Raw genomic sequence first — 22,020 nt, 5'->3', positions numbered from 1 at the left:
GGTAGAGCGCCATCGCGAGCAAGCGCCCTCCTCCAACAAAAAAGCCCCCGTCACCGCTAAGGTGACGAGGGCTTCTGCTGTCGCGCCAGCTTACATCTCGATCTGCGTACCCAACTCGATCACGCGGTTCACCGGCAGCTTGAAGAAGCGCAGGTTGCCGTTGGCGTTCTTGAGCATGAAGGCGAACAGCGTCTCGCGCCAGCGCGCCATGCCGACGATCTTGGAGGTGATGACCGTCTCGCGGCTGAGGAAGTAGGTGGTGCGCATCGGGCTGAAGTCCAGCTCGTCCAAATGGCACAGTTTCAGCGCTTCAGGCACGTCCGGCTCGTCGGTGAAACCGAAGTGCAGGATCACCCGGAAGAAGCCTTCGCCATAGGAATCCACCTCGAAGCGCCGTTGCGTCGGCACCCGCGGGATATCTTCATAGACCACGGTCAGCAGCACCACTTGCTCGTGCAGCACCTGGTTATGCAGCAGGTTGTGCAACAGCGCATGGGGCACGGCGTCGGAGCGCGCAGTGAGGAACACCGCGGTGCCCTGGACCCGATGCGGCGGCTGCACACGGATGCTGTTGATAAAGATTGGCAGCGGCAACGCGCCCTCGCCGAGGCGGTCCATCAACAGTTCCTTGCCGCGTTTCCAGGTGGTCATCAGGGCGAACAGCACAATCCCCGCCAATACCGGGAAAGCACCGCCCTGGAAGATCTTCGGTACGTTGGCGGCGAAGAACAGCCCGTCCACCAGCAGGAAACCCAGCAGGATCGGCACCGTCAGCACCGGCGACCACTTCCACAGCAACAGCATCACCGCCGACACCAGGATGCTGGTGATCAGCATGGTCCCGGTCACCGCCACGCCGTAGGCCGAAGCCAGTGCGCCGGAAGACTCGAAGCCCAGTACCAGGAGGATCACCCCGACCATCAGCGCCCAGTTCACCGCGCCGATGTAGATCTGCCCCTGCTCCGCGCTGGAGGTGTGCTGGATGTACATGCGCGGGATATAACCCAGCTGGATCGCCTGGCGGGTCAGGGAGAACGCGCCGGAGATCACCGCCTGGGAGGCGATCACGGTAGCCAGGGTCGCCAGGACCACCAGCGGGATCAGGGCCCAGCTCGGCGCCAGCAGATAGAACGGGTTACGCGCCGCTTCCGGGTTCTCCAGGAGCAAGGCGCCCTGGCCGAAATAGTTGAGCACCAGCGCCGGCAGCACCAGGGCGAACCAGGCGCGAGCGATCGGCTTGCGCCCGAAGTGGCCCATGTCGGCGTACAGCGCTTCGGCACCGGTCAATGCCAGCACTACCGCGCCGAGAATGGCCACGCCCATGCCCGGATGCACGATGAAGAACCGCACGCCCCAGACCGGGTTCAGCGCCTGCAGCACTTCCGGATGCTGGGCGATGCCGTAGATCCCCAGCCCGCCCAGGGTCACGAACCACAGGACCATCACCGGCCCGAACAGCTTGCCAATGCGATCGGTACCGTGTTTCTGGATCAGAAACAGCGCCACCAGCACGATCAACGCCATCGGGACGACCCAGTGTTCGAGCCCGTCGAAGGCAATCTCCAGCCCCTCCACCGCCGACAATACGGAAATCGCCGGGGTGATCATGCTGTCGCCGTAGAACAAGGCCGCACCGATCAGGCCCAGGATGACCAGGACCACCCGCAGCCTCGGATAGGGCGTCGACGCCCGTCGGGCCAGGGCGGTCAAGGCCATGATCCCGCCCTCGCCCTGGTTGTCGGCCCGCAGGATGAACAACACGTATTTGATCGAGACCACCCAGACCAGCGACCAGAAGATCAATGCAAGAATGCCGAATACACCGTCGTGGTTGACCGGAACCCCGTAATGCCCCGCGAATACCTCCTTCAAGGTATAAAGCGGGCTGGTCCCAATGTCGCCATAAACCACCCCGACCGCCGCCACCAGCATCCCCAGAGGCCTGGCCCTGGAATGCTCGCCGCCTACCGCCTGACTACTTGCCTGACCCATCCACCACTCCTACTACCCAGATCGGGGCTTCTTATAAAAGGCATGACATTCAAGACAACGCCAAGTTTGCAAGACTCTCGTGAATGCCAATGCAGCATGCGCCCTTTTACTTACAGTTACAGACGTTCTGTTGACTATAAGAATTCACCTGGGCGCAACGGCGCGAAGCATAGCGCAGCACTCGTCGTATTTCCCTGCATAAAGCTGGTCAAGTGCGTCGGCCATCGCTAGAATTGCGCACTTTTTGATCAGAGGCGCCCCTAGCGCCCGTTCGTCGCCAGCGGTTTTATCCAGATCGCCGAGCGGCCCGACACCTATACCGAGGTTAGACATGTCCACCCCTACCGCGCCAGCCAACCCCAAGGTCGGCTTCGTTTCCCTGGGTTGCCCGAAAGCGCTGGTCGATTCCGAGCGCATCCTCACGCAACTGCGTATGGAAGGTTATGACGTGGTGTCCACCTACCAGGACGCCGACGTCGTGGTGGTCAACACCTGCGGTTTCATCGACTCGGCCAAGGCCGAGTCCCTGGAAGTGATCGGCGAAGCCATCAAGGAAAACGGCAAGGTCATCGTCACCGGCTGCATGGGCGTGGAAGAAGGCAATATCCGCGATGTGCATCCAAGCGTGCTGGCCGTGACCGGCCCGCAGCAGTACGAACAAGTGGTCAGCGCGGTGCACGAAGTGGTGCCGCCGAAACAGGACCACAACCCGCTGATCGACCTGGTGCCGCCACAAGGCATCAAGCTGACTCCGCGCCATTACGCGTACCTGAAGATTTCCGAAGGCTGCAACCACAGCTGCAGCTTCTGCATCATCCCGTCGATGCGCGGCAAGCTGGTCAGCCGCCCGGTGGGCGATGTGCTGGACGAAGCCCAGCGCCTGGTCAAGTCCGGGGTCAAGGAACTGCTGGTGATCTCCCAGGACACCAGCGCCTATGGCGTCGACGTCAAGTACCGCACCGGCTTCTGGAACGGCGCGCCGGTGAAAACCCGCATGACCGAGCTCTGCGAAGCCCTCAGCACCCTGGGCGTCTGGGTCCGCCTGCACTACGTCTACCCGTACCCGCACGTGGACGAGCTGATCCCGCTAATGGCCGCCGGCAAGATCCTGCCGTACCTGGACATCCCGTTCCAGCACGCCAGCCCGAAAGTGCTCAAGGCGATGAAACGCCCGGCCTTCGAAGACAAGACCCTGGCCCGGATCAAGAACTGGCGCCAGATCTGCCCCGAGCTGATCATCCGCTCGACCTTCATCGTCGGCTTCCCCGGCGAAACCGAAGAAGACTTCCAGTACCTGCTCGACTGGCTGACCGAAGCCCAGCTCGACCGCGTCGGCTGCTTCCAGTACTCGCCGGTGGAAGGCGCGCCGGCCAACGACCTGGACCTGGAAGTGGTCCCGGACGAGGTCAAGCAGGACCGTTGGGAGCGCTTCATGGCGCACCAGCAGGCAATCAGCTCGGCGCGCCTGCAACAGCGCATCGGCAAGGAAATCGAAGTGCTGATCGATGAAGTCGACGAACAGGGCGCCGTGGGCCGCTGCTTCTTCGACGCCCCGGAAATCGACGGCAACGTGTTCATCGACGGTGCCGGCGACCTCAAGCCAGGCGACAAGGTCTGGTGCCGGGTCACCGACGCCGACGAATACGACCTGTGGGCCGAAGTCCTGTAAGGCGTAAAAAACCGCAAAGCCCCGCTCTCTTCGCGAGATGCGGGGCTTTTTTACGTCTATCGTTTGCTCAGGACCACGGATGCGTCACCACAAAGGAGCAGGCGGCATGCGCCATCATTCGGTCATCCACACCCCGAAACACAGCGACTACCCGGAACTGGCCCGGGTCTGGGAAGACTCGGTGCGCGCCACCCACGACTTCCTGCCGGACAGCTACATCGAACTGCTGAGAAACCTGGTGCTGAACCGTTATCTGGATGCGGTGATGCTGATCTGCACCCGGGACCAGCGCCAGCACATCACCGGCTTCGCCGGGGTCGCCGCCGGCAAGATCGAGATGCTTTTCATCGATCCCGCCCATCGCGGCCAGGGCCTGGGCAAGCAATTGCTCAGGTACGCCATCGAACACCTGAACGCCGACGAACTCGACGTCAACGAGCAGAACCCGCAAGCCCTGGGCTTCTACTTCAAGCAGGGCTTCGAGGTCATCGGCCGCTCCGAGCACGACGGCATGGGCCAGCCCTATCCGCTGCTGCACATGCGTTTGAAACAGCCCCAGCAGCAGGCACTGCGCGGCTAAAAGCCACAGCGGGCAAATGGACCCGCGATTAACCGGCGCCGGGCAGGTACAATGCCTGCCCCCTTTTGTTACGGCCCCTGTCATGACTGACCCGATTCGTCTCTCCAAACGCCTCATCGAACTCGTCGGCTGCTCCCGCCGGGAGGCTGAGCTGTTCATCGAGGGCGGCTGGGTCACCGTGGATGGCGAGGTCATCGACGAGCCGCAGTTCAAGGTCGACACCCAGAAAGTCGAACTCGACCCACAGGCCAAGGCCACCGCGCCGGAGCCGGTGACCCTGCTGCTGAACGTGCCGGCCGGCCAGGACGTCGACAGCGCCATGCAGTCGCTGAGCGCCACCAGCCTGTCCGAGGAGCACCGCTTCGGCAAACGGCCGCTCAAGGGCCACTTCCTGCGCCTGACCGCCAGCGCCGACCTGCAAGCCAATGCCAGCGGCCTGCTGGTGTTCACCCAGGACTGGAAGATCCTGCGCAAGCTGACCGCCGATGCGGCCAAGATCGAGCAGGAATACGTGGTCGAGGTGGAAGGCGAGATGGTCGCCCACGGCCTCAACCGCCTGAACCATGGCCTGACTTACAAGGGCCGCGAACTGCCGCCGGTCAAGGCCAGCTGGCAGAACGAAAACCGCCTGCGCTTTGCCATGAAGAACCCGCAACCGGGCGTGATCGCCCAGCTCTGCGAAGCGGTAGGCCTGAAGGTGGTCGCCATTCGCCGCATCCGTATCGGTGGGGTTTCCATCGGCAAGGTGCCGGTCGGGCAATGGCGCTACCTGTCCGCCAAAGAGAAATTCTAGGCCGACACCCATTCAGACGCCGCGTGTGCATGCGGCGCTCAACGTGAACAGACCAGGACTGTAGACATGATTCATAACGATGTACTGCGCAGCGTGCGCTACATGCTCGACATCAGCGACAAGAAGGTCGTCGAGATCATCAAGCTCACCGGCTTTGACGTGAGCCTGGACGACATAGTCGGCTACCTGAAAAAGGACGAGGAAGAAGGTTTCGTGCATTGCCCGGACGAGGTCATGGCGCACTTTCTCGACGGCCTGGTGATCTTCAAGCGAGGCAAGGACGAAAGCCGTCCGCCGCTGCCGATCGAACTGCCAGTGACCAACAACATCATCCTGAAGAAGCTGCGGGTCGCCTTCGAGCTGAAGGAAGACGACATGCACGCCATCCTCAAGGCCGCCGACTTCCCGGTGTCCAAGCCAGAGCTGAGCGCGCTGTTCCGCAAGTTCGGCCACACCAACTACCGCCCGTGCGGCGACCAGTTGCTGCGCAACTTCCTCAAGGGCCTGACCCTGCGCGTCAGGGCTTAAGACAGCTACAAGCTGCAAGTTCAAAGCTTGTAGCTCGAAGCTTGCAACTTGAGGCTTGCAAAATGACCTACAGCGTTTCCCCCATCGGCTTCGTGCGCTCCTGCTTCAAGGAAAAGTTCGCCATCCCGCGCCAGCCGCAACTGGCCCCGGCGGCCCGTGGCGTGCTGGAGCTGGTGGCGCCCTTCGACCAGGGCGACGCAGTGCAGGGCCTGGAACAGGTCAGCCACGTCTGGCTGCTGTTCCTGTTTCACCAGGCGCTGGAAGACAAACCGCGGCTCAAGGTCCGCCCGCCGCGCCTGGGTGGCAACAAGTCCATGGGGGTCTTCGCCACCCGCGCCACTCACCGGCCCAACGGCATTGGCCAGTCGGTGGTCAAGCTGGACAAGGTCGAGGCCAACCGCCTGTGGATCTCCGGCATCGACCTGCTGGACGGCACGCCGATTCTCGATATCAAGCCCTACGTGCCTTACGCCGACATCATCGACAGCGCGAGCAACAGCATCGCCAGCGCGGCGCCGCAGCTGATCCCGGTGCAGTGGAGCGACAACGCCCTGCAACAGGCTCATACGCACGCTCAACGCCTGCAGGAGCCGCTGGTGGAGCTGATCGAGCAATGTTTGGCCCAGGACCCACGCCCGGCCTACCAGACGCCCACCCCGGAACGCGAATACGGCGCGCAGTTCTGGGATCTGGACGTGCGCTGGCACTACCCCCAGCCGGGCCTGATCCAGGTCCTGGAAGTGGTCCCCGCGCGCTGACCGGAAGCCGGAAACGAAAAAGCCCGCGTTGCCTTCTCAGGCAACGCGGGCTTTTTCTGTGCTGCGAGTCGCTTACTTCTCGACGAAAGCGCGCTCGATCAGGTAGTCACCCGGCTCGCGCATGCGTGGCGAAACGGTCAGGCCGAAGCTGTTGAGCACTTCGCTGGTCTCGTCGAGCATGCTCGGGCTGCCGCACAGCATGGCGCGGTCGTCCTGCGGGTTGATCGGCGGCAGGCCGATGTCGCTGAACAGCTTGCCGCTGCGCATCAGGTCGGTCAGGCGGCCTTCGTTCTCGAACGGCTCACGGGTCACGGTCGGGTAGTAGATCAGTTTTTCACGCAGCGCTTCGCCGAAGAACTCGTTCTGCGGCAGGTGCTCGGTGATGAACTCGCGGTAGGCGACTTCGTTGACGTAACGCACGCCGTGGCACAGGATCACTTTCTCGAAACGCTCGTAGGTTTCCGGATCCTGGATGACGCTCATGAACGGCGCCAGGCCGGTGCCGGTGCTGAGCAGGTACAGGTGCTTGCCAGGCTTCAGGTCGTCCAGTACCAGGGTACCGGTAGGCTTCTTGCTGATGATGATCTCGTCGCCTTCCTTCAAATGCTGCAGCTGGGAAGTCAGCGGGCCATCGGGAACCTTGATGCTGAAGAACTCGAGATGCTCTTCCCAGTTCGGGCTGGCAATCGAGTAAGCGCGCATAAGCGGGCGGCCATTGGGCTGTTGCAGGCCGATCATCACGAACTGACCGTTCTCGAAGCGCAGGCCCGGATCGCGGGTGCACTTGAAGCTGAACAGAGTGTCGTTCCAGTGATGAACACTGAGGACACGCTCGTGGTTCATGTTGCTCATGTACGGGGGACTCCTGGAAAGTTGTCGGCGCCTGCTCTGCGACAAGCGAGCCGAGCGCAATTGCACAGCATTCTAATGGCGGCGACAATATCTGTTAACTGGATTATTAAGATAAGGGTTATCGGTTATATCGATATGCGATTTACTCTCCGTCAACTGCAAGTATTCGTCGCCGTCGCCCAGCAAGAGAGCGTTTCTCGTGCTGCCGGCCTGCTGGCCCTTTCCCAATCCGCGGCAAGCACTTCGATCACCGAACTGGAACGGCAATCCAGTTGCCAGTTGTTCGATCGCGCCGGCAAGCGCCTGAGCCTCAACGCCCTGGGCAAACAGCTGCTGCCGCAGGCGGTGGCGTTGCTGGACCAGGCTAAGGAAATCGAAGACCTGCTCAACGGCAAATCCGGCTTCGGCTCGTTGTCGGTGGGCGCGACCCTGACCATCGGCAACTACCTGGCGACCCTGTTGATCGGCAGCTTCATGCAGGTCCACCCGGAGAGCCAGGTCAAACTGCATGTGCAGAACACTGCGCATATCGTGCAACAGGTCGCCCACTACGAAATTGACCTGGGTCTAATTGAAGGCGACTGCAGCCACCCGGATATCGAAGTACAAACCTGGGTCGAGGATGAGCTGGTGGTGTTCTGCGCCCCGCAGCACCCCTTGGCCAAACGCGGCCATGCGAGCATGGAGGAGCTGACCCACGAAGCCTGGATTCTGCGGGAACAGGGCTCGGGCACGCGCCTGACCTTCGACCAGGCCATGCGTCATCACCGCAGCGCGCTGAATATCCGGCTCGAACTGGAACACACCGAAGCGATCAAGCGCGCGGTGGAGTCGGGGTTGGGGATTGGCTGCATTTCCAGGCTGGCGCTGCGCGACGCTTTCCGGCGTGGCAGCCTGGTGCCGGTAGAGACGCCGGACCTGGACCTGGCCCGGCAGTTCTATTTCATCTGGCACAAACAGAAATATCAGACCTCGGCGATGCGCGAGTTCCTCGAACTCTGCCGCGCCTTTACCGCCGGGGTGCAGCGCAGCGACGAGATCGTGCTGCCGAGCATTCCTTAGATAAGGATCACCGCCCAGACCACGCTAATCATGCTCAAGGCCACGAGTTGCGCGGCGCTGCCCATGTCCTTGGCATTTTTCGACAGTGGATGGCGATCCAGGGAGATGCGGTCGATCGCCGCCTCGACCGCCGAATTGAGCAGTTCGACAATCAGCGCCAGCAGGCAGACAGCAATCAGCAACGCCCGCTCGACCCGGCTGACATTCAGCAGGAAAGACACCGGGATCAGAATCGCGTTGAGCAGCACCAGCTGACGAAACGCAGCTTCGCCGGTGAAGGCGGCCCGCAGGCCATCGAAGGAGTATCCCGAGGCATTGAGGATGCGTTTAAGACCGGTTTGACCTTTGAAAGGCGACATAAATAGGCAACTAGAACAATAAGGAATGGGAAAGCTAGTTCAACAAAAGTCAAAAAAGCGTGAAGAAAGAGCCAGTTACTGGCTGGAAATTGACTCAAGTTGTTGCAGGAGCAGCGCCGCCTGAGTGCGGGTCCGCACCCCCAGCTTACGGAAGATTGCCGTCACATGGGCCTTGATGGTGGCTTCCGAAACGCTCAGTTCATAAGCAATCTGCTTATTCAGCAAACCCTCGCAGACCATGGTCAGCACACGGAACTGTTGTGGCGTCAGGCTCGCCAGGCCTTCGCTGGCCGCCTTGGCCTCGGCGGAGACGCTGACCTCTTCGAAGGCCTGTGGCGGCCACCAGACATCGCCGTCAAGCACGCTGCGTACGGCCTGTTGAATGACTTCGAGAGAACTGGACTTGGGAATAAAACCGCTGGCGCCAAATTCGCGTGAACGCACCATCACCGATGCTTCTTCCTGTGCCGACACCATCACCACCGGAATCTGCGGGTACTGACCGCGCAACAGCACCAGGCCGGAAAAGCCGTAAGCGCCAGGCATGTTCAGGTCCAGCAACACCAGGTCCCAATCGGCCTTTTCGGTCAGGCGGGCTTCCAGTTCGGCAATGCTCGCCACTTCCACCAGACGGACATCCGGGCCGAGGCCCAGGGTCACCGCTTGATGCAGTGCGCTACGAAAGAGGGGGTGGTCATCGGCAATCAGGATTTCGTATGTGGCCATTTTTCAAATGATCCTGTTTTTTATGGGAGCACCGATACATTCGGTCCTCGCCAAGGCAACACAGGTGTCAGCCAGAATGCTGCACCCAAAGAGCACGATCAACGCCAAGAGCCCGGAAATGCGGCGTTTCAAAGATCGGTCGCGCCCTAATCGGCGCCAAGCATGCCCAGCGAAGCCGGGGTGGTCAAGCTTCGGGCTGTGCGGCATCTTAGCTTGCTAACTAATAACAGTGCCATCATACAAAGCCATGCCCGCACGGCTGCGCCTCGATGCTGAGCGGGATGCTGGTGGCACCGCTCCGGCCGAAAAAACTCCAGTCCCTTGCCTCAGGTATTACAGAAAAGGCTTGAGGCGCGTGTGCGTCTCGTCGTCAGGGTCGATCTCAAGCTGGAACTTGGCCGACAGATAATGGGTGCTAAACACATCCAGATAAGCATCCAGCACTTCGCCGGCCTGCCGGTCCGCGGCCAACTCCAGGCACAGCGCCGCAACCTCCGCGGTACAGAAATGGTCATCGCGCTTGGAGCGCCGCAGCTTGTAGCGCGACAACTGCTCGGGCTCCAGGCTCAATACCGGCAAGTGTTCAAGATAAGGGCTTTTGCGAAACATCTTGCGCGCTTCGCTCCAGGTCGCATCCAGCAGGATAAACAGCGGGCGCTTGCCCGCCTCCAGGCGGACTTCGTTCACCACCCGCTGTGGCGCGACGAACTCTCCAGGGAACACCACATAAGGCTGCCACTGGGGATCGGCCAGCAAGGCCAGCAATTGTGGGTCGACTTCTGTTCGCGACCAGGGGAACGCCATGGTGTCTTCTATGACATCAGCGATCAGCCAGCCGGTATTGCTCGGCTTCATGGGTTCAACGTCATGCATGATCAGGCACATCGCCGACTGCGCGGAAACCTTGGGGCGCCAGGCGCACATGCAGTGGCTGGGAATCACCCGACAGCCCGCACAGCGCTCCGCCCGGGAACCCCGGGCGGTAAAAGGTCTGACGGCACGCGCAAGACGTTGGGCACGCAGGCGGGATACGGCATGACTCATTAGAAGCCGCCCTGGCAGAAAGAAGGAATCGACACGAAAAGAACTCGGAAAACTGAAAATTCGCACAAGTTTATCAGAGCTCTCTGCTCAAACCTGTACCGCCTACCCTCGCTCCCCTATAATTCGCCGCCACTGAACGCACAGTCGCGTGACTGGTCGAAGCATCAGTCACTGAACCAGGAGAGTTTCATGTTGCGCTTTATCGTTCCCACCGCCGCCCTTCTGCTGGCCTTGCCGTTCAGTGCCCAGGCTGCATCGCTGCAAGACTTCGAACTGAACAAGACCCTGCAGAAAACCGCCGAGGAAAGTAACGTCGGCACGCCTCGGGAAGTCAACGAGAACATCCTCGACCAGGGTTATACCGTCGAAGGCAAGGAGCTGATCAACCACCTCAGCGTCCAGGCCGAACACGCGGAAAAAATGCGCGCCAACCCCAAGGCGGTCTACCTGCAACTGGGTGCCAGCGTTTGCCGTGACCCGAACTACCGCAAGCTGATGGCCAAGGGCGCGATCATGCGCTACGAATTCACCGAGAACCGCACCAACCGCCCGGTCGCCTCGGCGCGCTTCCAGGAGTCGGACTGCCCGGCCCCGACGAAGAAGAAAAAGTAATTCAGTGCCCCGCTGCGTGCCGCTGTTGATCATCGGCCCGCAGCTCCGCCAACAGGGCCTGCAAATAGCTCGAACGGCGCTCCCCACCTTCAAGCCGGCGTCGGCATTCCTCTTCAAGAGTCAGATGATTGGCGTCTGCCGCTGACTTCAGCAGTTGATACAGCTGCGCATCTATTTCCAGTACGACTTTGTGCATGACCAGCCTCCGTGCCCCACTCGCCATTACCTGCGCGACAACCCCGCCCTGTGCATCCTGCCCTTTGACGCCAAGCTGTCTTGCTAGCGTTGTAACTTAGTAAATCAGAGCCTCCACCGGTCGGCATGCGCTCAGACAGGCGGTGAAAACGCTGCACGCCACCGCTAATAAGTGATTGCCAGCCCCGACTTTCAAGGCCCATGATCAAGTCAGCGCGAATCATCATGAAGGTCTAGATTTCAAAGTGTTCATGCTGAATTTTCCTGGGTGGATCCGGAGGCCGCCCAAGCGCGTCTTGCAGTGCACATGCTTTCTAAATCAAGGAATAGCAGAACCTGTATGGATGGCCCGCTGGCCACGTCAGGGTTTTTCCACCCTGGCGAATCAGCCGCCAAAGCCGGGCTGACAGCGACACATGCAGTGTCGTGATACCAACGAATACTTCGTTCGTGTCAAAGGTTCTGTGCAGAAGGAGAAGTTGAATGCCTTACGAACCGAATGACCTCCTCAGTCGTCATTTTCAGAGCAACGGTATCGACCTCAGCAAGGTCGAAGAACAACTCAACCTGATCGCTCCCAACAGCCCCAACATTCCTCTTTATCGCGACATGATTCTCACCGTCCTGCGCATGGCCCAGGACGATCTCAACCGCTGGAACGCGAAAATCACCCTGCAGGCCCTGCGCGAACTGGAACATGCTTTTCGCGTGCTGGAACAGTTCAAGGGGCGACGCAAGGTGACGGTATTCGGCTCCGCGCGCACGCCGATCGAACACCCGCTGTATGGCCTGGCGCGAGAACTCGGCGCGGCCCTGGCCCGCTCCGACCTGATGGTCATCACCGGTGCCGGCGGCGGCATCATGGCCGCGGCCCACGAAGGTGCCGGTCGCGATCACAGCCTGGGGTTCAATATCACCCTGCCCTTCGAGCAGCATGCCAACCCAACGGTGGACGGCACCGAGAACTTGCTGTCCTTCCACTTCTTCTTTACCCGCAAGCTGTTCTTCGTCAAGGAAGCCGATGCCCTGGTGTTATGCCCGGGTGGCTTTGGCACGCTCGATGAAGCGCTGGAAGTACTGACCCTGATCCAGACCGGCAAGAGCCCGCTGGTACCGGTGGTGCTGCTGGATGTCCCGGGAGGGACCTTCTGGCAAGGAGCGCTGGACTTTATCCACAACCAGCTCGAGAACAACCGCTACATCCTGCCAACCGACATGAAGCTGATGCGCCTGGCGCACAACACCGAGGAGGCGGTGGAGGAAATCAACCAGTTCTACAGCAACTTCCACTCCAGTCGCTGGCTGAAACATCAGTTTGTCATTCGCATGAATCACAAGCTCAGCGAACCGGCGCTCGAGCAGATGCAGACGGCTTTCGCCGACCTGTGCCTGAGCGATCGCTTCCATCAACATGCTTACAACGTGGAAGAGCACAACGAACCGGAGTTCAGCCATCTGGCACGCCTGTCGTTCACCTTCAACGCCCGCGACAATGGTCGCCTGCGCGAACTGATCGACTTCATTAACCTGCCGGAAAACTGGGCGATGAATCAGGCCAGGACGCCACAACGCAACAGAGAGCCGATCAAGGTCACTTGAGCGGAGAAGCAGCGGCCCGCGCATTCGACTCGCGGGCCCTACAGGTCAATCGTCCACCCTTCGGCCGCTCAACAAGCGGCCGATCATGTCCATAGAATATCCCCGATACCCCAGAAAGCGGCCTTGTTTGGCACGCTCCTTGGCATCTATCGGGAAATGCCCGGCAAACTTGCGCCGCCAGACATCCTCCAGTTGTGCTTGCCAGTCGATGCCGCTCTCACGCAAGGCGAGTTCGATATCGGCACGCTGCAAACCGCGCTGGCTGAGTTCTTCGCGAATACGCATGGGGCCGTAGCCGGAACGGGCACGATAGGAAACGAAACTTTCGAGGTAGCGGGATTCGGATAGCAGTCCCTCTTCCGTCAAACGGTCAAGGGCTGTTTCGATCATCTCGGGAGAAGCGCCGCGCTGACGCAGTTTACGCGTCAGCTCGACTCGACCGTGCTCGCGTCGAGCGAGCAGGTCCATTGCGGTTCGCCGCACCGCGACGAGGGTATCGAGTACGGCGGTCATCGGATCGATCAGATATCCGCGTCGGCCATGTCATCGATGGTCTCGTTGACCGGCGAAGCTTTGACATCAGCGGTCGGAGCCAGCAGCTTGTCGCGAATCTGCTTCTCGAGGGCATTACCGATTTCCGGGTTGTCCTGCAGGAACTTGGCCGAGTTGGCCTTGCCCTGACCGATCTTGTTGCCCTGGTAGCTGTACCAGGCACCAGACTTCTCGAGGAAACCGTGCAGCACGCCCAGATCGATGATCTCGCCGTTCAGGTAGATACCCTTGCCGTACAGGATCTGGAATTCAGCCTGGCGGAACGGTGGAGCCACCTTGTTCTTGACGATCTTGACCCGGGTTTCGCTACCGACGACTTCGTCACCTTCCTTCACCGCGCCAGTACGACGGATATCCAGGCGAACCGAAGCGTAGAACTTCAGCGCGTTACCACCGGTGGTGGTTTCCGGGCTGCCGAACATCACGCCGATTTTCATACGGATCTGGTTGATGAAGATCACCAGGCAGTTGGCGTTCTTGATGTTGCCGGTGATCTTGCGCAGCGCCTGGGACATCAGGCGGGCCTGCAGGCCCACGTGCATGTCGCCCATCTCGCCTTCGATCTCGGCCTTGGGCACCAGTGCTGCCACGGAGTCGATCACGATCACGTCGATGGCATTGGAGCGCACCAACATGTCGGTGATTTCCAGTGCCTGTTCACCGGTGTCCGGCTGGGAAACCAGCAGGTCGTCAACGTTGACCCCCAGCTTGCCGGCGTATTCCGGGTCCAGTGCGTGCTCGGCGTCGACGAAGGCGCAAGTGGCGCCCATCTTCTGTGCCTGGGCAATCACGGACAAGGTCAGGGTGGTTTTACCGGACGATTCCGGACCGTAGATTTCGACAATACGGCCCTTTGGCAGGCCGCCGATGCCGAGTGCGATGTCCAGACCCAGAGAGCCAGTGGAAATGGCCGGGATCGCCTGGCGGTCGTGATCGCCCATACGCATTACGGCACCCTTGCCGAATTGACGTTCGATCTGACCCAGGGCCGCAGCCAAGGCTTTCTTCTTGTTGTCGTCCATTAAAGTCCTCACGTAATCAATAAGGCCTGACGGCCAACACCTGTATAAGTAGCCAGTATTATTCCACAGCGTTCGTGGATCGCCTACCCCTGTTTTGAGATTTCTGCCGCGGCATGTTGCAGCAAGCCCTCTAGCGCGGCCTTCACCGTTTGTCGGCGGACATCGTCCCGATTCCCGGCAAAGTGTCGGCACTCGGCCGTTACCGACTCTCCCACGCCCCAGGCCAGCCATACGGTGCCCACCGGCTTCTGCGGCGAACCGCCATCCGGGCCGGCCACGCCGCTGACCGCCACGGCAAAACGCGCCCTGCTTTTGCCCTGCGCGCCCCGCACCATCGCCTCGACCACCTCGCGGCTGACCGCGCCGACGGAAGCGAACAGTGCTTCCGGCACCGCCAGCTGTTGGGTCTTCTGCCGATTGGAGTAGGTCACATAACCCGCTTCGAACCAGGCCGAACTCCCGGGAATGCGGGTGATGGCCTCGGCAATCCCGCCACCGGTACAGGATTCGGCCGTGGTGACGTGGGTGTTCAGAATCTGCAGGCGCCTGCCAAGTTCAGCGGCAAGCTGGGTGATTTCGTTCACGGTCCTCTCCTGATCGGGTTGACGGAGGTCTTACCGTACACGAGCGATACGCGCTTGCAAGGCACGGAACGGATCAAAATGTTTAGCGGTTCAACGCCCTGACGTAGGCCTGGCACGCCTGCAGGGCGATCAGTCCCCGGTCGCCGGCATCGGTGATGCCGATAATTCGTTGAGCATGCGCCGGGTCAAGTCGGGCTCGCGAGGCTCCATGAACCAGGCCGCCGGCGGTGGGGGTGGCAGGCACTGTGCAGCCGGCGGCGCTGTCATCGGCGGCGAGGAGGACTGACAGGCGCAGATCAGCAGTGGCAAGACGGTCGCGCAGGCGACCTTGATCACGTTGTGCATCGCTCAAGGCTCGGTAATGGGTTTGGTCGCTGGCTTGCAGCTGTTGCTCCAAGGCCAGGCGTTTATCCTGCTCGTCCCGCTGCCGGGCAGCAGCCGCCAGGTTCAACTGATTCAGCGCTTCGCCGTGCAGCCTGGCCTGCTCCGCCAGTTGCCGGCCAAAACGCCACTCCTGGACCTGCCAGGCCAGCGTCCCCGCGACGCCGGCCACCACGGCCAGCAACACGACGACAGCCATTGCCCGGGAAGACAGAGGCATCAGGCCGAAGGCTGGCATAACACCTCCCGCGCCCGCGCCCAGAGTTGCAGGCGATCCTCCAGCCCGTTCAGGCCGCCGTTGATACGACGGGTGATGCTGTTGAACTGGTCGCGGTCGGCCAGTTCGTTAAGGCCGTTCTGCTGCCAGAACCAGGCGGCCGACTCGGCGGCCCACTGCGGCTGTTCCAACAATTCGGGCAACGCCAGTAAACGCTCGTCACCGAACAATCCGAGGCTGCATTGCCGGTAGTTGTCGCGACCGGTGACCTGGATCAGACCCCGGCCACGGTATTTCTGGCCGTCGCCATCGGCCTCCGGGGTATTGCCCAGACGGGCCGCCAGGCTGCCGGTGTCGTATTTGCTCAGGTACTGGTCATTGCCCAGCTCCCGCACATAACGCAACTGCCCCGACTCATGACCGACCTGCGCGAGGAAGGCGGCCATGCGTTTGGGCGTGTTGATATGGCGGTTCAGCATGGCGGTGTTAAGCGCAGAAACAAAAACGCCCGCTTGGGAGCGGGCGTTGGGCATGATTTTGAGGAGTTGTCCCTCGGTCACAGACATTAGTGTCTCCCTGACTTGGGTTCATTTGGCACGGAAGAAAGATCGCAAGGCATTCAACCGGCCACGGGGGGCATCCAGAGTTAGCACTGGCCACTCAATTTCAAGCGGATAACCCGGCTGCTGCTCGATACGGTTCAAGGCAACGCAATAGCGCTTCCACTCCAGTAAGGCAGATTGTTCCTCGGATGAGGCTTCTCCCAGTTCAAGGGCGTATTGAAGTGGCGCCATGCGCAACGTCGCCTCAGCCAATTGTTTGTCCCGCTCACTTTGAGCGACGAGTGTTGCCGCTGCCTGTTGTGCTTTTACATCAAGCTGCCAGGAACCCTCGCTCCAACTAAAGTACGGTCCCGGAGGCGCCGTTTTCGTAAATCCTTCTGGCAGGTCACCCACCTCGGACCACTCCACGGATTCACCTGTATCGGTGCTGTAGACCACACCACGCAAATCAAGAACTTGTTGAGGCCAGCCTCCGATAAGGGCCCATACATGACCAGACATTGGCTCATCGAGCTGCTGGTCCAGAGTTACAGCATTATTTGGCAACTGAATGCCCAAGCCAGGAATAAGGGGAAACTCAACAGGGCCGATCAGAGCCCCCGATGCATCAATCAGGTAGTTCATCATTTCGTCTCAGATCAGTTTCAACCGGCCAGGATAGGCAACGTTATGGGGACGCGCCTCTGCGCCTCCTTCGTTGGATAAACCGGTCCCCACAGGTGTGGTCCCCACCAACTGGTAGGGCAGCGTGTATCTCAGAGACCAGACCGAAGTCTGGAAGACCGCTCCATTCGCAGCTCCCTCCCCCACTGCCACGGCCGTCGGCGTATGGATGTGCGCCCGATTCTGGTCTCGCTGGACAACGCCAGGATTACGACCCGGATCGATTCCGCGCCCTTCGTCCAGAACCCGCAGGAACTCACCCCGCCCTTCGGGCCCCCGAAATGTCAGTGTTCCATCACCGCTGCTCCAGCCACCTTCTGCACCGACTCGCGTCGCCTCGGTCCACATCATTCCCGACACCTTGGCGTGATCCCACAGCCAGGGCCATTCGGCCCGACTGAGAATCGCCCCGTTCAAGGCGCCATAACCACCGGGGCTGAAAGCAGTCGTCGTTTCAAAGACCGGGCGCCCCAGAGGCGTGCTATCGAACCGACCTACCGGCCACCAACTTCCAGCACCATCACTGCGTAGGTGCCACCAATCCCCTGCCCCCATAAGCACCAGGAAGGGATAACCAGCAGGACGCAAATGGGTGTGGAACTTGATGTTGTCAGTCCCCGAACATTGCACTACCAGGCGGTTACCGCTGTTATCCACGCGACGCACAATAACGTCACGCACACCTAAACCTTCGTTGCTGGGAGGAAGTGTTATCGACACTGTATCTGCCGCACCATTGATGAGTAACAAACCCAGTTCGTCAGACTCCAGCAATCTGGAAACTGCAATATTTTTCACGACTGAAAGCATCGGGCTTGCTTTACCAACAATAACCTGCAATGCCTTCAGCAACTGAGCGTTGTCGTTCTCATCCGGTGCTATTCCTGCGCTTTTTACTACCGCCAGTATCTCTTGAGTTACACCATTGCCCCATGCTGCAGGAATCAGTGATCCTGGAACACCAGAAATGACATTTTCATCGATAAATCGGCCATCTACCAAGCCAACACTTGGAACACTACTCGGATAATCCATTATTTAACCTTCTGCCTCGAATATGACTGATATTACCCAGACAACTCCCCTCCGTTAGGGCTAGTACCTATAAAACATCCTTCACCCAACAATGCCATCGGATAAAAACGATTCAACCAGTACATCTGGGTAGAAAGGCCAGCAATCATTCCTAATAAAAACACTAATATTCCGGTAATCACTCCGGTGGCGCTGGACGACTTTCTGGATTTTGAAAAATGGGGAGTGAGGCCAGTCACGTAAAGACTGAATACAATTCAGAAACTCATAAAGCTGAGCCTCGGAAAGCGTTGTATTTCGATTAATCAGCTGTTCATCGATATGGCGTTCGCAAAGCGGGTTCAGTAATCAGCATGGATGAAAGTCCTCGAACGCAAACGTCTGCAAGCTGACCTCACTCACCGGGAGCCTCGGGCCACTCCACAGCCGTTGGAAACCCTTCTTGCTCCTGTACTCGCGACAGCAGCACCCGGTACTTTTTCCAGGCACTCAGGGAGACTTTCTTGGTGGCCAAGGCCGCGCTTTCCTTATCCGTGGCAATTTCAAGCTCCACGGAGTCCTGCAGGATATTCAGGTCAGCCTGCAATTTCTCTATTACGGAGTTGGCAACTGCGGTCAGCTCGGCGCGTTGCAACAGAACATTGCTCTTTATCATTTCCACCCCCGGCTCGGCGATATCACCAAATTCCAAAGCGACTGCACGTTCAAACAACTCCCGGCCATGAGGTTCCGGATCTTCAGGAGAGGCGGTGAATATGATTTCGCCAAGTGTGTCCTTGGTGTCTTCGAATATCACATGCAAGTTGAGCGTTGTATGAGCCTGGTCATTCCAGCAAGGTGTGCGAGCACTTAGTACTTTCATCATGTCAAGAAACCCTCAAGCACAGAGTTGTAGAGTCGGAACTGGCGCCGTCCGTATTTCTGACGCCCCCCATAATTCGCCAGGTGCCAGCAGGCGCACCGCCCCAGTCATTGCCATCCGAAGCGGCGTACCTGCAATTCACACCCGCCACGAGAGAGCTAGGCCCGGTGCCGCCACCGCCGCCAAGAAGCAGGAGCGCATAGGAGCCAACCGCGCCCGTACCGGCCGTGGCCTGCGCAGCTACCGCCTTCCAGTTACCAATATGGTCGGTCCAGATAGCCCCAAGATCGGTAGCATCGACTTGCGCCTTGAGACCCGAGCCGTCGGACCAGCCCAGCATTACCACATTAGAAGTCTGACCATTCCCCCCGCCCTGGCGTACAGGGGTGTAGCCGAGCTTAAGTTGAAGAGCATAAACACCATTATCGGAAGCCCTTCTGAAGTAGGGAGTGTTCGGATCATTACTTGCAAAACCGGCATAGGTAATCCCATCCCTCAGGACACGCTCCCCTAAAAAGGAATTAACCTGAGTCGCGGTATATGCGTCGGTAATGCCATAACCACCCAAAGTAGTCGCAGCCCTGGCCAGCCCCACATACTCGTTGTTGTTTTTATTGCGCATATACGGCGATGCCGAATTGCCGCTGGCAAAACCGGCAATAGAGCAGGCATCGGAACTGATCTTGGCATCCAGCAACCCATTGGTCGCCGTCTTGTTGTACACCTCGGAAACATCGGCCTTTTTCGCAGGGTCGAAGTTTCGCGAACACCACAGGCTGCCGAAGTTGGTGGCATCGACCTGGATAAGAACGTTCTGCCCATCCCAGCCGATATAGACCGAGTTGGTTAATTGGGTACCGACCCCGCCCTGCTTGACGAAGGTATTGTTCGCCGCCGTTTTGCTGTAAGCATCTGTAATCGCATAACCATCCAGGGTCGTCGGGTTCGATCCCGAAGTGACCTGACCACGCGCATTGACCACTACTTTCCGATACTCCCCGGCAGCTACACCGGTAGCCCCGGCCATCAGTTCGAAAACCTGAGGCGTGGCCCCGACGGTAATCGGCCCCGTGGTGGTCATTTGCCAGATACGCGACTTGTTAACCTGTCCTTCATCCGTCCCGACAATAAAGTTGGACGTCACCTGATAATCCAGCGCCGCATCCGGTGCTCGTGACCAGGAATCGGCCGAAACGATATAAAGCCCGTTCTGCGCCGCATTAGGCTGGTCCTTGACCAGTACACGATCGGCGACCGTGAGCTGCACGCCATCGATGGCTTGCAGACCGCTCAAGGCAACGGAGCCGGTGGTGGCAACACGTACGGAGTCCTTGAAATCCCGGGCAGCGAAACTCTGGATCGCCTGCAGCAACTGAGTGGTCGATGCCTCGTCGGGGACCAGGCCGGCCGATTTGATGACGTTCAGGATTTCCTGGGTAACCGCATTGCCCCAGGTAGCGGGAATCAATGATCCCGGGGTACCTGCCACCGGGTTTTCGTCGACAAACTTCCCATTCAGCAGCCCGACACCGGGCGTGCTCTTTGGATAATCCATTGCTCTATTCTCTAGTCATGATTGATGTTCGCCAGCCCATGGGCCGGAGCACTGGAGCCGAAACGTCGCCCCAGTGGCAGCGTCCGCCGGCGTTGAGGGGTCAAGGGAATTGCGCCTTCCAGATACCGAAAAGATTGAGCGTCCCACGCGAGGCGCATGGAGCCCGATAACAGAAGTGCTCGGCTGCGGGCTATTTCCGTGCTCTGGCTACCTATGGCGAGCAGGCCATAGCACTGAAGCTCGGCGAACCGCTGGCCACCTGGGCGACCTTGGACGGCTGCTTGAAACGCAACACGGCGTTCCCGTTCAGTCGCCGGCAACCTTGCGAATCGCCTCGATCGCTGCCTCGCAGGCGTCTTTCGCAGCCTCCTGCTTGCCCTTGCTGGCCTGAGCCCGGATGCGCTCTTTTGCCTGCAATCGCAGCGTGCGAAGTGCGAGCAGCTTGCTGTTGAGCTCGGCGGCCTTGGCGAGAATCTGGTCGGCCGCTTCCCTGGCGGTACGGCCTTTCACCACCCAGGCGCTTACCGCGAGAGGCACTGCTTTTTTCGGGTAGCCGGCCTCCTTGAAAGCCTGGGCTTCACTGGCGGCCTGGGCATACTCCGCGGCCTTGAGCGGATCGCCACTGATCATCTGCCGGGCGGTGTCAGCCTCCGCGTCCACTCGCCGGCAAAGTTGCTCCGCCTCCTGTTCGGCGATGGTCGCGGCCTTCAGGGAGTCCAGCGACCACTGGCTACCGTCCCAGTAATGAGCAGCGGAGGGTGGAGGTCCATCGACCCGAGTCAGGTCGCCATCCAGTACGAAATGCAGCGCATCTTTCTGCTTCCATTGTTCGGCAGTGACCGGCAGCACCTTCATCGCGGGCGCAGGCGCGGCATAAGCAAATTGATCGAGGTCCTGCCAATCGATGACCGTCCCCGATGTCACGCAATAAAGAATTTGTTTGCTCATATGCTCACCACTCAATCAGCATGAAACCTGGGGCGCCATTCCCACCAGGTTGTGCAAGGCCAGTACCCGCGATGTAATAGCCACCCGCGCCGCTACCACCCGCGCCATAACCGTAGGCGGGCTTGCCCGCGTACCCGGAAGTTGTGCCGGATCTGGAGATCCCCCCACCCGCACCATACGGACCACTTGCCCCCGGACCACCAATGCCGGCGACAGTGCTGGATGAAACATCCGTGGCATCACCTCCCGCAGGAAAACCCGGTCCGCCCGGGGCACCAGGGACATAGCCGGGGAGATTGACCCCAGCGGGAGCTCCGTTCCCGCCAGACAGCGACAGCAGGGAGCCGGCTGTGCCGACCAATGTATTGCCCCCACTGGTCGCCAATACCGCGCCATTGCCACCCACCCCGGCCGCCCCGATCACCACAGGAATGACCTGTCCCGGCGTCACGGAGACAGGAAAGCGGATAACCGGCTGCCCGGCACCGCCCCCGCCACCACCGGAAGCAGTCGCACTCGTGCCTCCCGGGCAGGCGCCGCCACCGCCCCCACCCGCACACCCACTCAGCCAGATCTTCGTCACCCCCTCCGGCACGGTGAAGCTGCCATTGGCGGTGAAGCGCTGAATGCCGAGCCCCGCGCTCTTGCGGCTGATGCTGCGAATCGCGCTCAACAGCTGCGTCAGGTTCGCCTCGCTGGGCGTCAGGTCGGCCGCCGTGATCACGGCCAGCAGTTCCTGGGTCACCCCATTGCCCCAGTCCGCCGGAATCAGCGATCCCGGGGTGCCGGTCAGCGGGTTCTCATCGACGAACCTGCCATTGACCAACCCGGCACTGGGCACACTCTTCGGATAATCCATCGGTCTATCC

At 60.1% G+C, this 22,020-nt stretch carries 25 protein-coding genes; 8 read left to right on the top strand and 17 right to left on the bottom strand.

What is annotated here, in order from left to right; all coding sequences use genetic code 11:
* Positions 1-90: 90 nt before the first annotated feature.
* Positions 91-1,992 (bottom strand): potassium transporter Kup, encoded by a 1,902-nt coding sequence (locus C4K27_RS06255; protein WP_053259838.1) that lies wholly within the window; start codon positions 1,990-1,992, stop codon positions 91-93.
* 331 nt (positions 1,993-2,323) lie between these two features.
* On the opposite strand from C4K27_RS06255, the gene rimO reads away from it, so the two are divergent.
* The 5 genes from rimO (at position 2,324) to tsaA (ending at position 6,320) form a co-directional block, all read left to right on the top strand.
* Positions 2,324-3,661 carry a 30S ribosomal protein S12 methylthiotransferase RimO gene (gene rimO, locus C4K27_RS06245; RefSeq protein ID WP_007923924.1) on the top strand — a complete coding sequence of 446 codons (1,338 nt, stop codon included), beginning with the start codon at positions 2,324-2,326 and terminating at the stop codon, positions 3,659-3,661.
* Positions 3,662-3,767: 106 nt separating this feature from the next.
* Positions 3,768-4,241, top strand: coding sequence for a GNAT family N-acetyltransferase (locus C4K27_RS06240; RefSeq protein ID WP_007923925.1), 474 nt, complete (start codon positions 3,768-3,770; stop codon positions 4,239-4,241).
* A gap of 82 nt (positions 4,242-4,323) precedes the next feature.
* Positions 4,324-5,034 (top strand): rRNA pseudouridine synthase, encoded by a 711-nt coding sequence (locus tag C4K27_RS06235; RefSeq protein WP_053259837.1) that lies wholly within the window; start codon positions 4,324-4,326, stop codon positions 5,032-5,034.
* 66 nt (positions 5,035-5,100) lie between these two features.
* On the top strand, positions 5,101-5,562 hold the full coding sequence (locus C4K27_RS06230) for a YehS family protein (protein ID WP_007923927.1): 462 nt from the start codon (positions 5,101-5,103) through the stop codon (positions 5,560-5,562).
* A gap of 62 nt (positions 5,563-5,624) precedes the next feature.
* Complete coding sequence (gene tsaA, locus C4K27_RS06225; RefSeq protein WP_053259836.1) at positions 5,625-6,320, top strand: tRNA (N6-threonylcarbamoyladenosine(37)-N6)-methyltransferase TrmO; 696 nt, start codon at positions 5,625-5,627, stop codon at positions 6,318-6,320.
* A gap of 72 nt (positions 6,321-6,392) precedes the next feature.
* Here tsaA and fpr read toward each other — a convergent pair whose 3' ends face one another.
* Positions 6,393-7,172 (bottom strand): ferredoxin-NADP reductase, encoded by a 780-nt coding sequence (gene fpr, locus C4K27_RS06220; protein WP_007923929.1) that lies wholly within the window; start codon positions 7,170-7,172, stop codon positions 6,393-6,395.
* Positions 7,173-7,307: 135 nt separating this feature from the next.
* Here fpr and C4K27_RS06215 point away from each other — a divergent pair, with 135 nt between their 5' ends.
* Positions 7,308-8,234, top strand: coding sequence for a LysR family transcriptional regulator (locus tag C4K27_RS06215; protein ID WP_007923931.1), 927 nt, complete (start codon positions 7,308-7,310; stop codon positions 8,232-8,234).
* Here the strand turns inward: C4K27_RS06215 and C4K27_RS06210 are convergent.
* From C4K27_RS06210 to C4K27_RS06200, 3 genes are all read right to left on the bottom strand, one after another.
* A complete protein-coding gene (locus C4K27_RS06210) occupies positions 8,231-8,593 on the bottom strand; it encodes a diacylglycerol kinase (RefSeq protein ID WP_053259835.1) in 363 nt (120 codons plus the stop codon). The two genes, C4K27_RS06215 and C4K27_RS06210, sit on opposite strands and share 4 nt — an antisense overlap.
* Before the next feature lie 75 nt (positions 8,594-8,668).
* Complete coding sequence (gene erdR / locus C4K27_RS06205) at positions 8,669-9,319, bottom strand: response regulator transcription factor ErdR (RefSeq protein WP_007923933.1); 651 nt, start codon at positions 9,317-9,319, stop codon at positions 8,669-8,671.
* Positions 9,320-9,652: 333 nt separating this feature from the next.
* Complete coding sequence (locus tag C4K27_RS06200; RefSeq protein WP_009042442.1) at positions 9,653-10,363, bottom strand: tRNA-uridine aminocarboxypropyltransferase; 711 nt, start codon at positions 10,361-10,363, stop codon at positions 9,653-9,655.
* Positions 10,364-10,552: 189 nt separating this feature from the next.
* On the opposite strand from C4K27_RS06200, the gene C4K27_RS06195 reads away from it, so the two are divergent.
* Positions 10,553-10,975, top strand: a complete 423-nt coding sequence (locus tag C4K27_RS06195) for a PA3611 family quorum-sensing-regulated virulence factor (RefSeq protein WP_009042441.1) — start codon at positions 10,553-10,555, stop codon at positions 10,973-10,975.
* Position 10,976: 1 nt separating this feature from the next.
* On the opposite strand, the gene C4K27_RS06190 is transcribed toward C4K27_RS06195, so the two are convergent.
* On the bottom strand, positions 10,977-11,171 hold the full coding sequence (locus C4K27_RS06190) for a hypothetical protein (RefSeq protein ID WP_007923939.1): 195 nt from the start codon (positions 11,169-11,171) through the stop codon (positions 10,977-10,979).
* A gap of 482 nt (positions 11,172-11,653) precedes the next feature.
* On the opposite strand from C4K27_RS06190, the gene C4K27_RS06185 reads away from it, so the two are divergent.
* Positions 11,654-12,769, top strand: a complete 1,116-nt coding sequence (locus C4K27_RS06185) for an LOG family protein (RefSeq protein WP_007923940.1) — start codon at positions 11,654-11,656, stop codon at positions 12,767-12,769.
* A gap of 45 nt (positions 12,770-12,814) precedes the next feature.
* Here C4K27_RS06185 and recX read toward each other — a convergent pair whose 3' ends face one another.
* The 11 genes from recX to C4K27_RS06130 form a co-directional block, all read right to left on the bottom strand.
* Complete coding sequence (gene recX, locus C4K27_RS06180; protein WP_007923941.1) at positions 12,815-13,282, bottom strand: recombination regulator RecX; 468 nt, start codon at positions 13,280-13,282, stop codon at positions 12,815-12,817.
* 8 nt (positions 13,283-13,290) lie between these two features.
* Positions 13,291-14,343: a recombinase RecA gene (gene recA / locus C4K27_RS06175; RefSeq protein WP_007923942.1), complete on the bottom strand. Its 1,053-nt coding sequence runs from the start codon at positions 14,341-14,343 to the stop codon at positions 13,291-13,293.
* An 83-nt stretch (positions 14,344-14,426) separates the two neighbouring features.
* Positions 14,427-14,927: a CinA family protein gene (locus C4K27_RS06170; protein WP_053259834.1), complete on the bottom strand. Its 501-nt coding sequence runs from the start codon at positions 14,925-14,927 to the stop codon at positions 14,427-14,429.
* Positions 14,928-15,009: 82 nt separating this feature from the next.
* Positions 15,010-15,546, bottom strand: a complete 537-nt coding sequence (locus C4K27_RS06165) for a lysis system spanin subunit (RefSeq protein WP_053259833.1) — start codon at positions 15,544-15,546, stop codon at positions 15,010-15,012.
* A complete protein-coding gene (locus C4K27_RS06160; protein ID WP_053259832.1) occupies positions 15,528-16,091 on the bottom strand; it encodes a glycoside hydrolase family 19 protein in 564 nt (187 codons plus the stop codon). Before C4K27_RS06160 ends, C4K27_RS06165 begins: the two co-directional genes overlap by 19 nt.
* Before the next feature lie 21 nt (positions 16,092-16,112).
* The gene (locus tag C4K27_RS06155) at positions 16,113-16,715 is read right to left on the bottom strand and encodes a tail fiber assembly protein (protein ID WP_053259831.1); all 603 of its coding nucleotides are present in this window, start codon (positions 16,713-16,715) and stop codon (positions 16,113-16,115) included.
* 6 nt (positions 16,716-16,721) lie between these two features.
* Positions 16,722-17,786, bottom strand: coding sequence for a phage tail protein (locus C4K27_RS06150; RefSeq protein WP_081002219.1), 1,065 nt, complete (start codon positions 17,784-17,786; stop codon positions 16,722-16,724).
* Between the two features lie 394 nt (positions 17,787-18,180).
* Positions 18,181-18,651, bottom strand: a complete 471-nt coding sequence (locus C4K27_RS06145) for a tail fiber assembly protein (RefSeq protein WP_274326939.1) — start codon at positions 18,649-18,651, stop codon at positions 18,181-18,183.
* A gap of 1 nt (position 18,652) precedes the next feature.
* Positions 18,653-20,203 (bottom strand): hypothetical protein, encoded by a 1,551-nt coding sequence (locus C4K27_RS06140; protein WP_053259830.1) that lies wholly within the window; start codon positions 20,201-20,203, stop codon positions 18,653-18,655.
* Between the two features lie 306 nt (positions 20,204-20,509).
* Positions 20,510-21,151 (bottom strand): hypothetical protein, encoded by a 642-nt coding sequence (locus C4K27_RS06135; RefSeq protein WP_053259829.1) that lies wholly within the window; start codon positions 21,149-21,151, stop codon positions 20,510-20,512.
* 4 nt (positions 21,152-21,155) lie between these two features.
* Positions 21,156-22,010: a glycine-rich domain-containing protein gene (locus C4K27_RS06130; protein ID WP_053259828.1), complete on the bottom strand. Its 855-nt coding sequence runs from the start codon at positions 22,008-22,010 to the stop codon at positions 21,156-21,158.
* Positions 22,011-22,020 lie beyond the last annotated feature (10 nt).

The organism is Pseudomonas chlororaphis subsp. chlororaphis (genome assembly GCF_003945765.1).
Classification (GTDB): Bacteria; Pseudomonadota; Gammaproteobacteria; order Pseudomonadales; family Pseudomonadaceae; genus Aquipseudomonas; species Aquipseudomonas chlororaphis.
Note: the sequence above shows the minus strand (reverse complement) of the source record. Positions and strands in the feature narration are given on the sequence as shown.

Bases quoted from the DNA above. Each gene is read 5' to 3' on its own strand.
- C4K27_RS06165 (WP_053259833.1), bottom strand. From the start codon at position 15,546: ATGCCAGCCTTCGGCCTGATGCCTCTGTCTTCCCGGGCAATGGCTGTC.
- tsaA (WP_053259836.1), top strand. From the start codon at position 5,625: ATGACCTACAGCGTTTCCCCCATCGGCTTCGTGCGCTCCTGCTTCAAG.
- fpr (WP_007923929.1), bottom strand. From the start codon at position 7,172: ATGAGCAACATGAACCACGAGCGTGTCCTCAGTGTTCATCACTGGAAC.
- C4K27_RS06135 (WP_053259829.1), bottom strand. From the start codon at position 21,151: ATGAGCAAACAAATTCTTTATTGCGTGACATCGGGGACGGTCATCGAT.
- C4K27_RS06210 (WP_053259835.1), bottom strand. From the start codon at position 8,593: ATGTCGCCTTTCAAAGGTCAAACCGGTCTTAAACGCATCCTCAATGCC.
- recX (WP_007923941.1), bottom strand. From the start codon at position 13,282: ATGACCGCCGTACTCGATACCCTCGTCGCGGTGCGGCGAACCGCAATG.
- C4K27_RS06195 (WP_009042441.1), top strand. From the start codon at position 10,553: ATGTTGCGCTTTATCGTTCCCACCGCCGCCCTTCTGCTGGCCTTGCCG.
- C4K27_RS06240 (WP_007923925.1), top strand. From the start codon at position 3,768: ATGCGCCATCATTCGGTCATCCACACCCCGAAACACAGCGACTACCCG.
- C4K27_RS06190 (WP_007923939.1), bottom strand. From the start codon at position 11,171: ATGCACAAAGTCGTACTGGAAATAGATGCGCAGCTGTATCAACTGCTG.
- erdR (WP_007923933.1), bottom strand. From the start codon at position 9,319: ATGGCCACATACGAAATCCTGATTGCCGATGACCACCCCCTCTTTCGT.
- C4K27_RS06255 (WP_053259838.1), bottom strand. From the start codon at position 1,992: ATGGGTCAGGCAAGTAGTCAGGCGGTAGGCGGCGAGCATTCCAGGGCC.
- C4K27_RS06150 (WP_081002219.1), bottom strand. From the start codon at position 17,786: ATGGATTATCCGAGTAGTGTTCCAAGTGTTGGCTTGGTAGATGGCCGA.
- C4K27_RS06235 (WP_053259837.1), top strand. From the start codon at position 4,324: ATGACTGACCCGATTCGTCTCTCCAAACGCCTCATCGAACTCGTCGGC.
- C4K27_RS06185 (WP_007923940.1), top strand. From the start codon at position 11,654: ATGCCTTACGAACCGAATGACCTCCTCAGTCGTCATTTTCAGAGCAAC.
- C4K27_RS06160 (WP_053259832.1), bottom strand. From the start codon at position 16,091: ATGTCTGTGACCGAGGGACAACTCCTCAAAATCATGCCCAACGCCCGC.
- C4K27_RS06215 (WP_007923931.1), top strand. From the start codon at position 7,308: ATGCGATTTACTCTCCGTCAACTGCAAGTATTCGTCGCCGTCGCCCAG.
- C4K27_RS06155 (WP_053259831.1), bottom strand. From the start codon at position 16,715: ATGATGAACTACCTGATTGATGCATCGGGGGCTCTGATCGGCCCTGTT.
- recA (WP_007923942.1), bottom strand. From the start codon at position 14,343: ATGGACGACAACAAGAAGAAAGCCTTGGCTGCGGCCCTGGGTCAGATC.
- C4K27_RS06130 (WP_053259828.1), bottom strand. From the start codon at position 22,010: ATGGATTATCCGAAGAGTGTGCCCAGTGCCGGGTTGGTCAATGGCAGG.
- C4K27_RS06140 (WP_053259830.1), bottom strand. From the start codon at position 20,203: ATGGATTATCCAAAGAGCACGCCCGGTGTCGGGCTGCTGAATGGGAAG.
- C4K27_RS06145 (WP_274326939.1), bottom strand. From the start codon at position 18,651: ATGATGAAAGTACTAAGTGCTCGCACACCTTGCTGGAATGACCAGGCT.
- rimO (WP_007923924.1), top strand. From the start codon at position 2,324: ATGTCCACCCCTACCGCGCCAGCCAACCCCAAGGTCGGCTTCGTTTCC.
- C4K27_RS06200 (WP_009042442.1), bottom strand. From the start codon at position 10,363: ATGAGTCATGCCGTATCCCGCCTGCGTGCCCAACGTCTTGCGCGTGCC.
- C4K27_RS06230 (WP_007923927.1), top strand. From the start codon at position 5,101: ATGATTCATAACGATGTACTGCGCAGCGTGCGCTACATGCTCGACATC.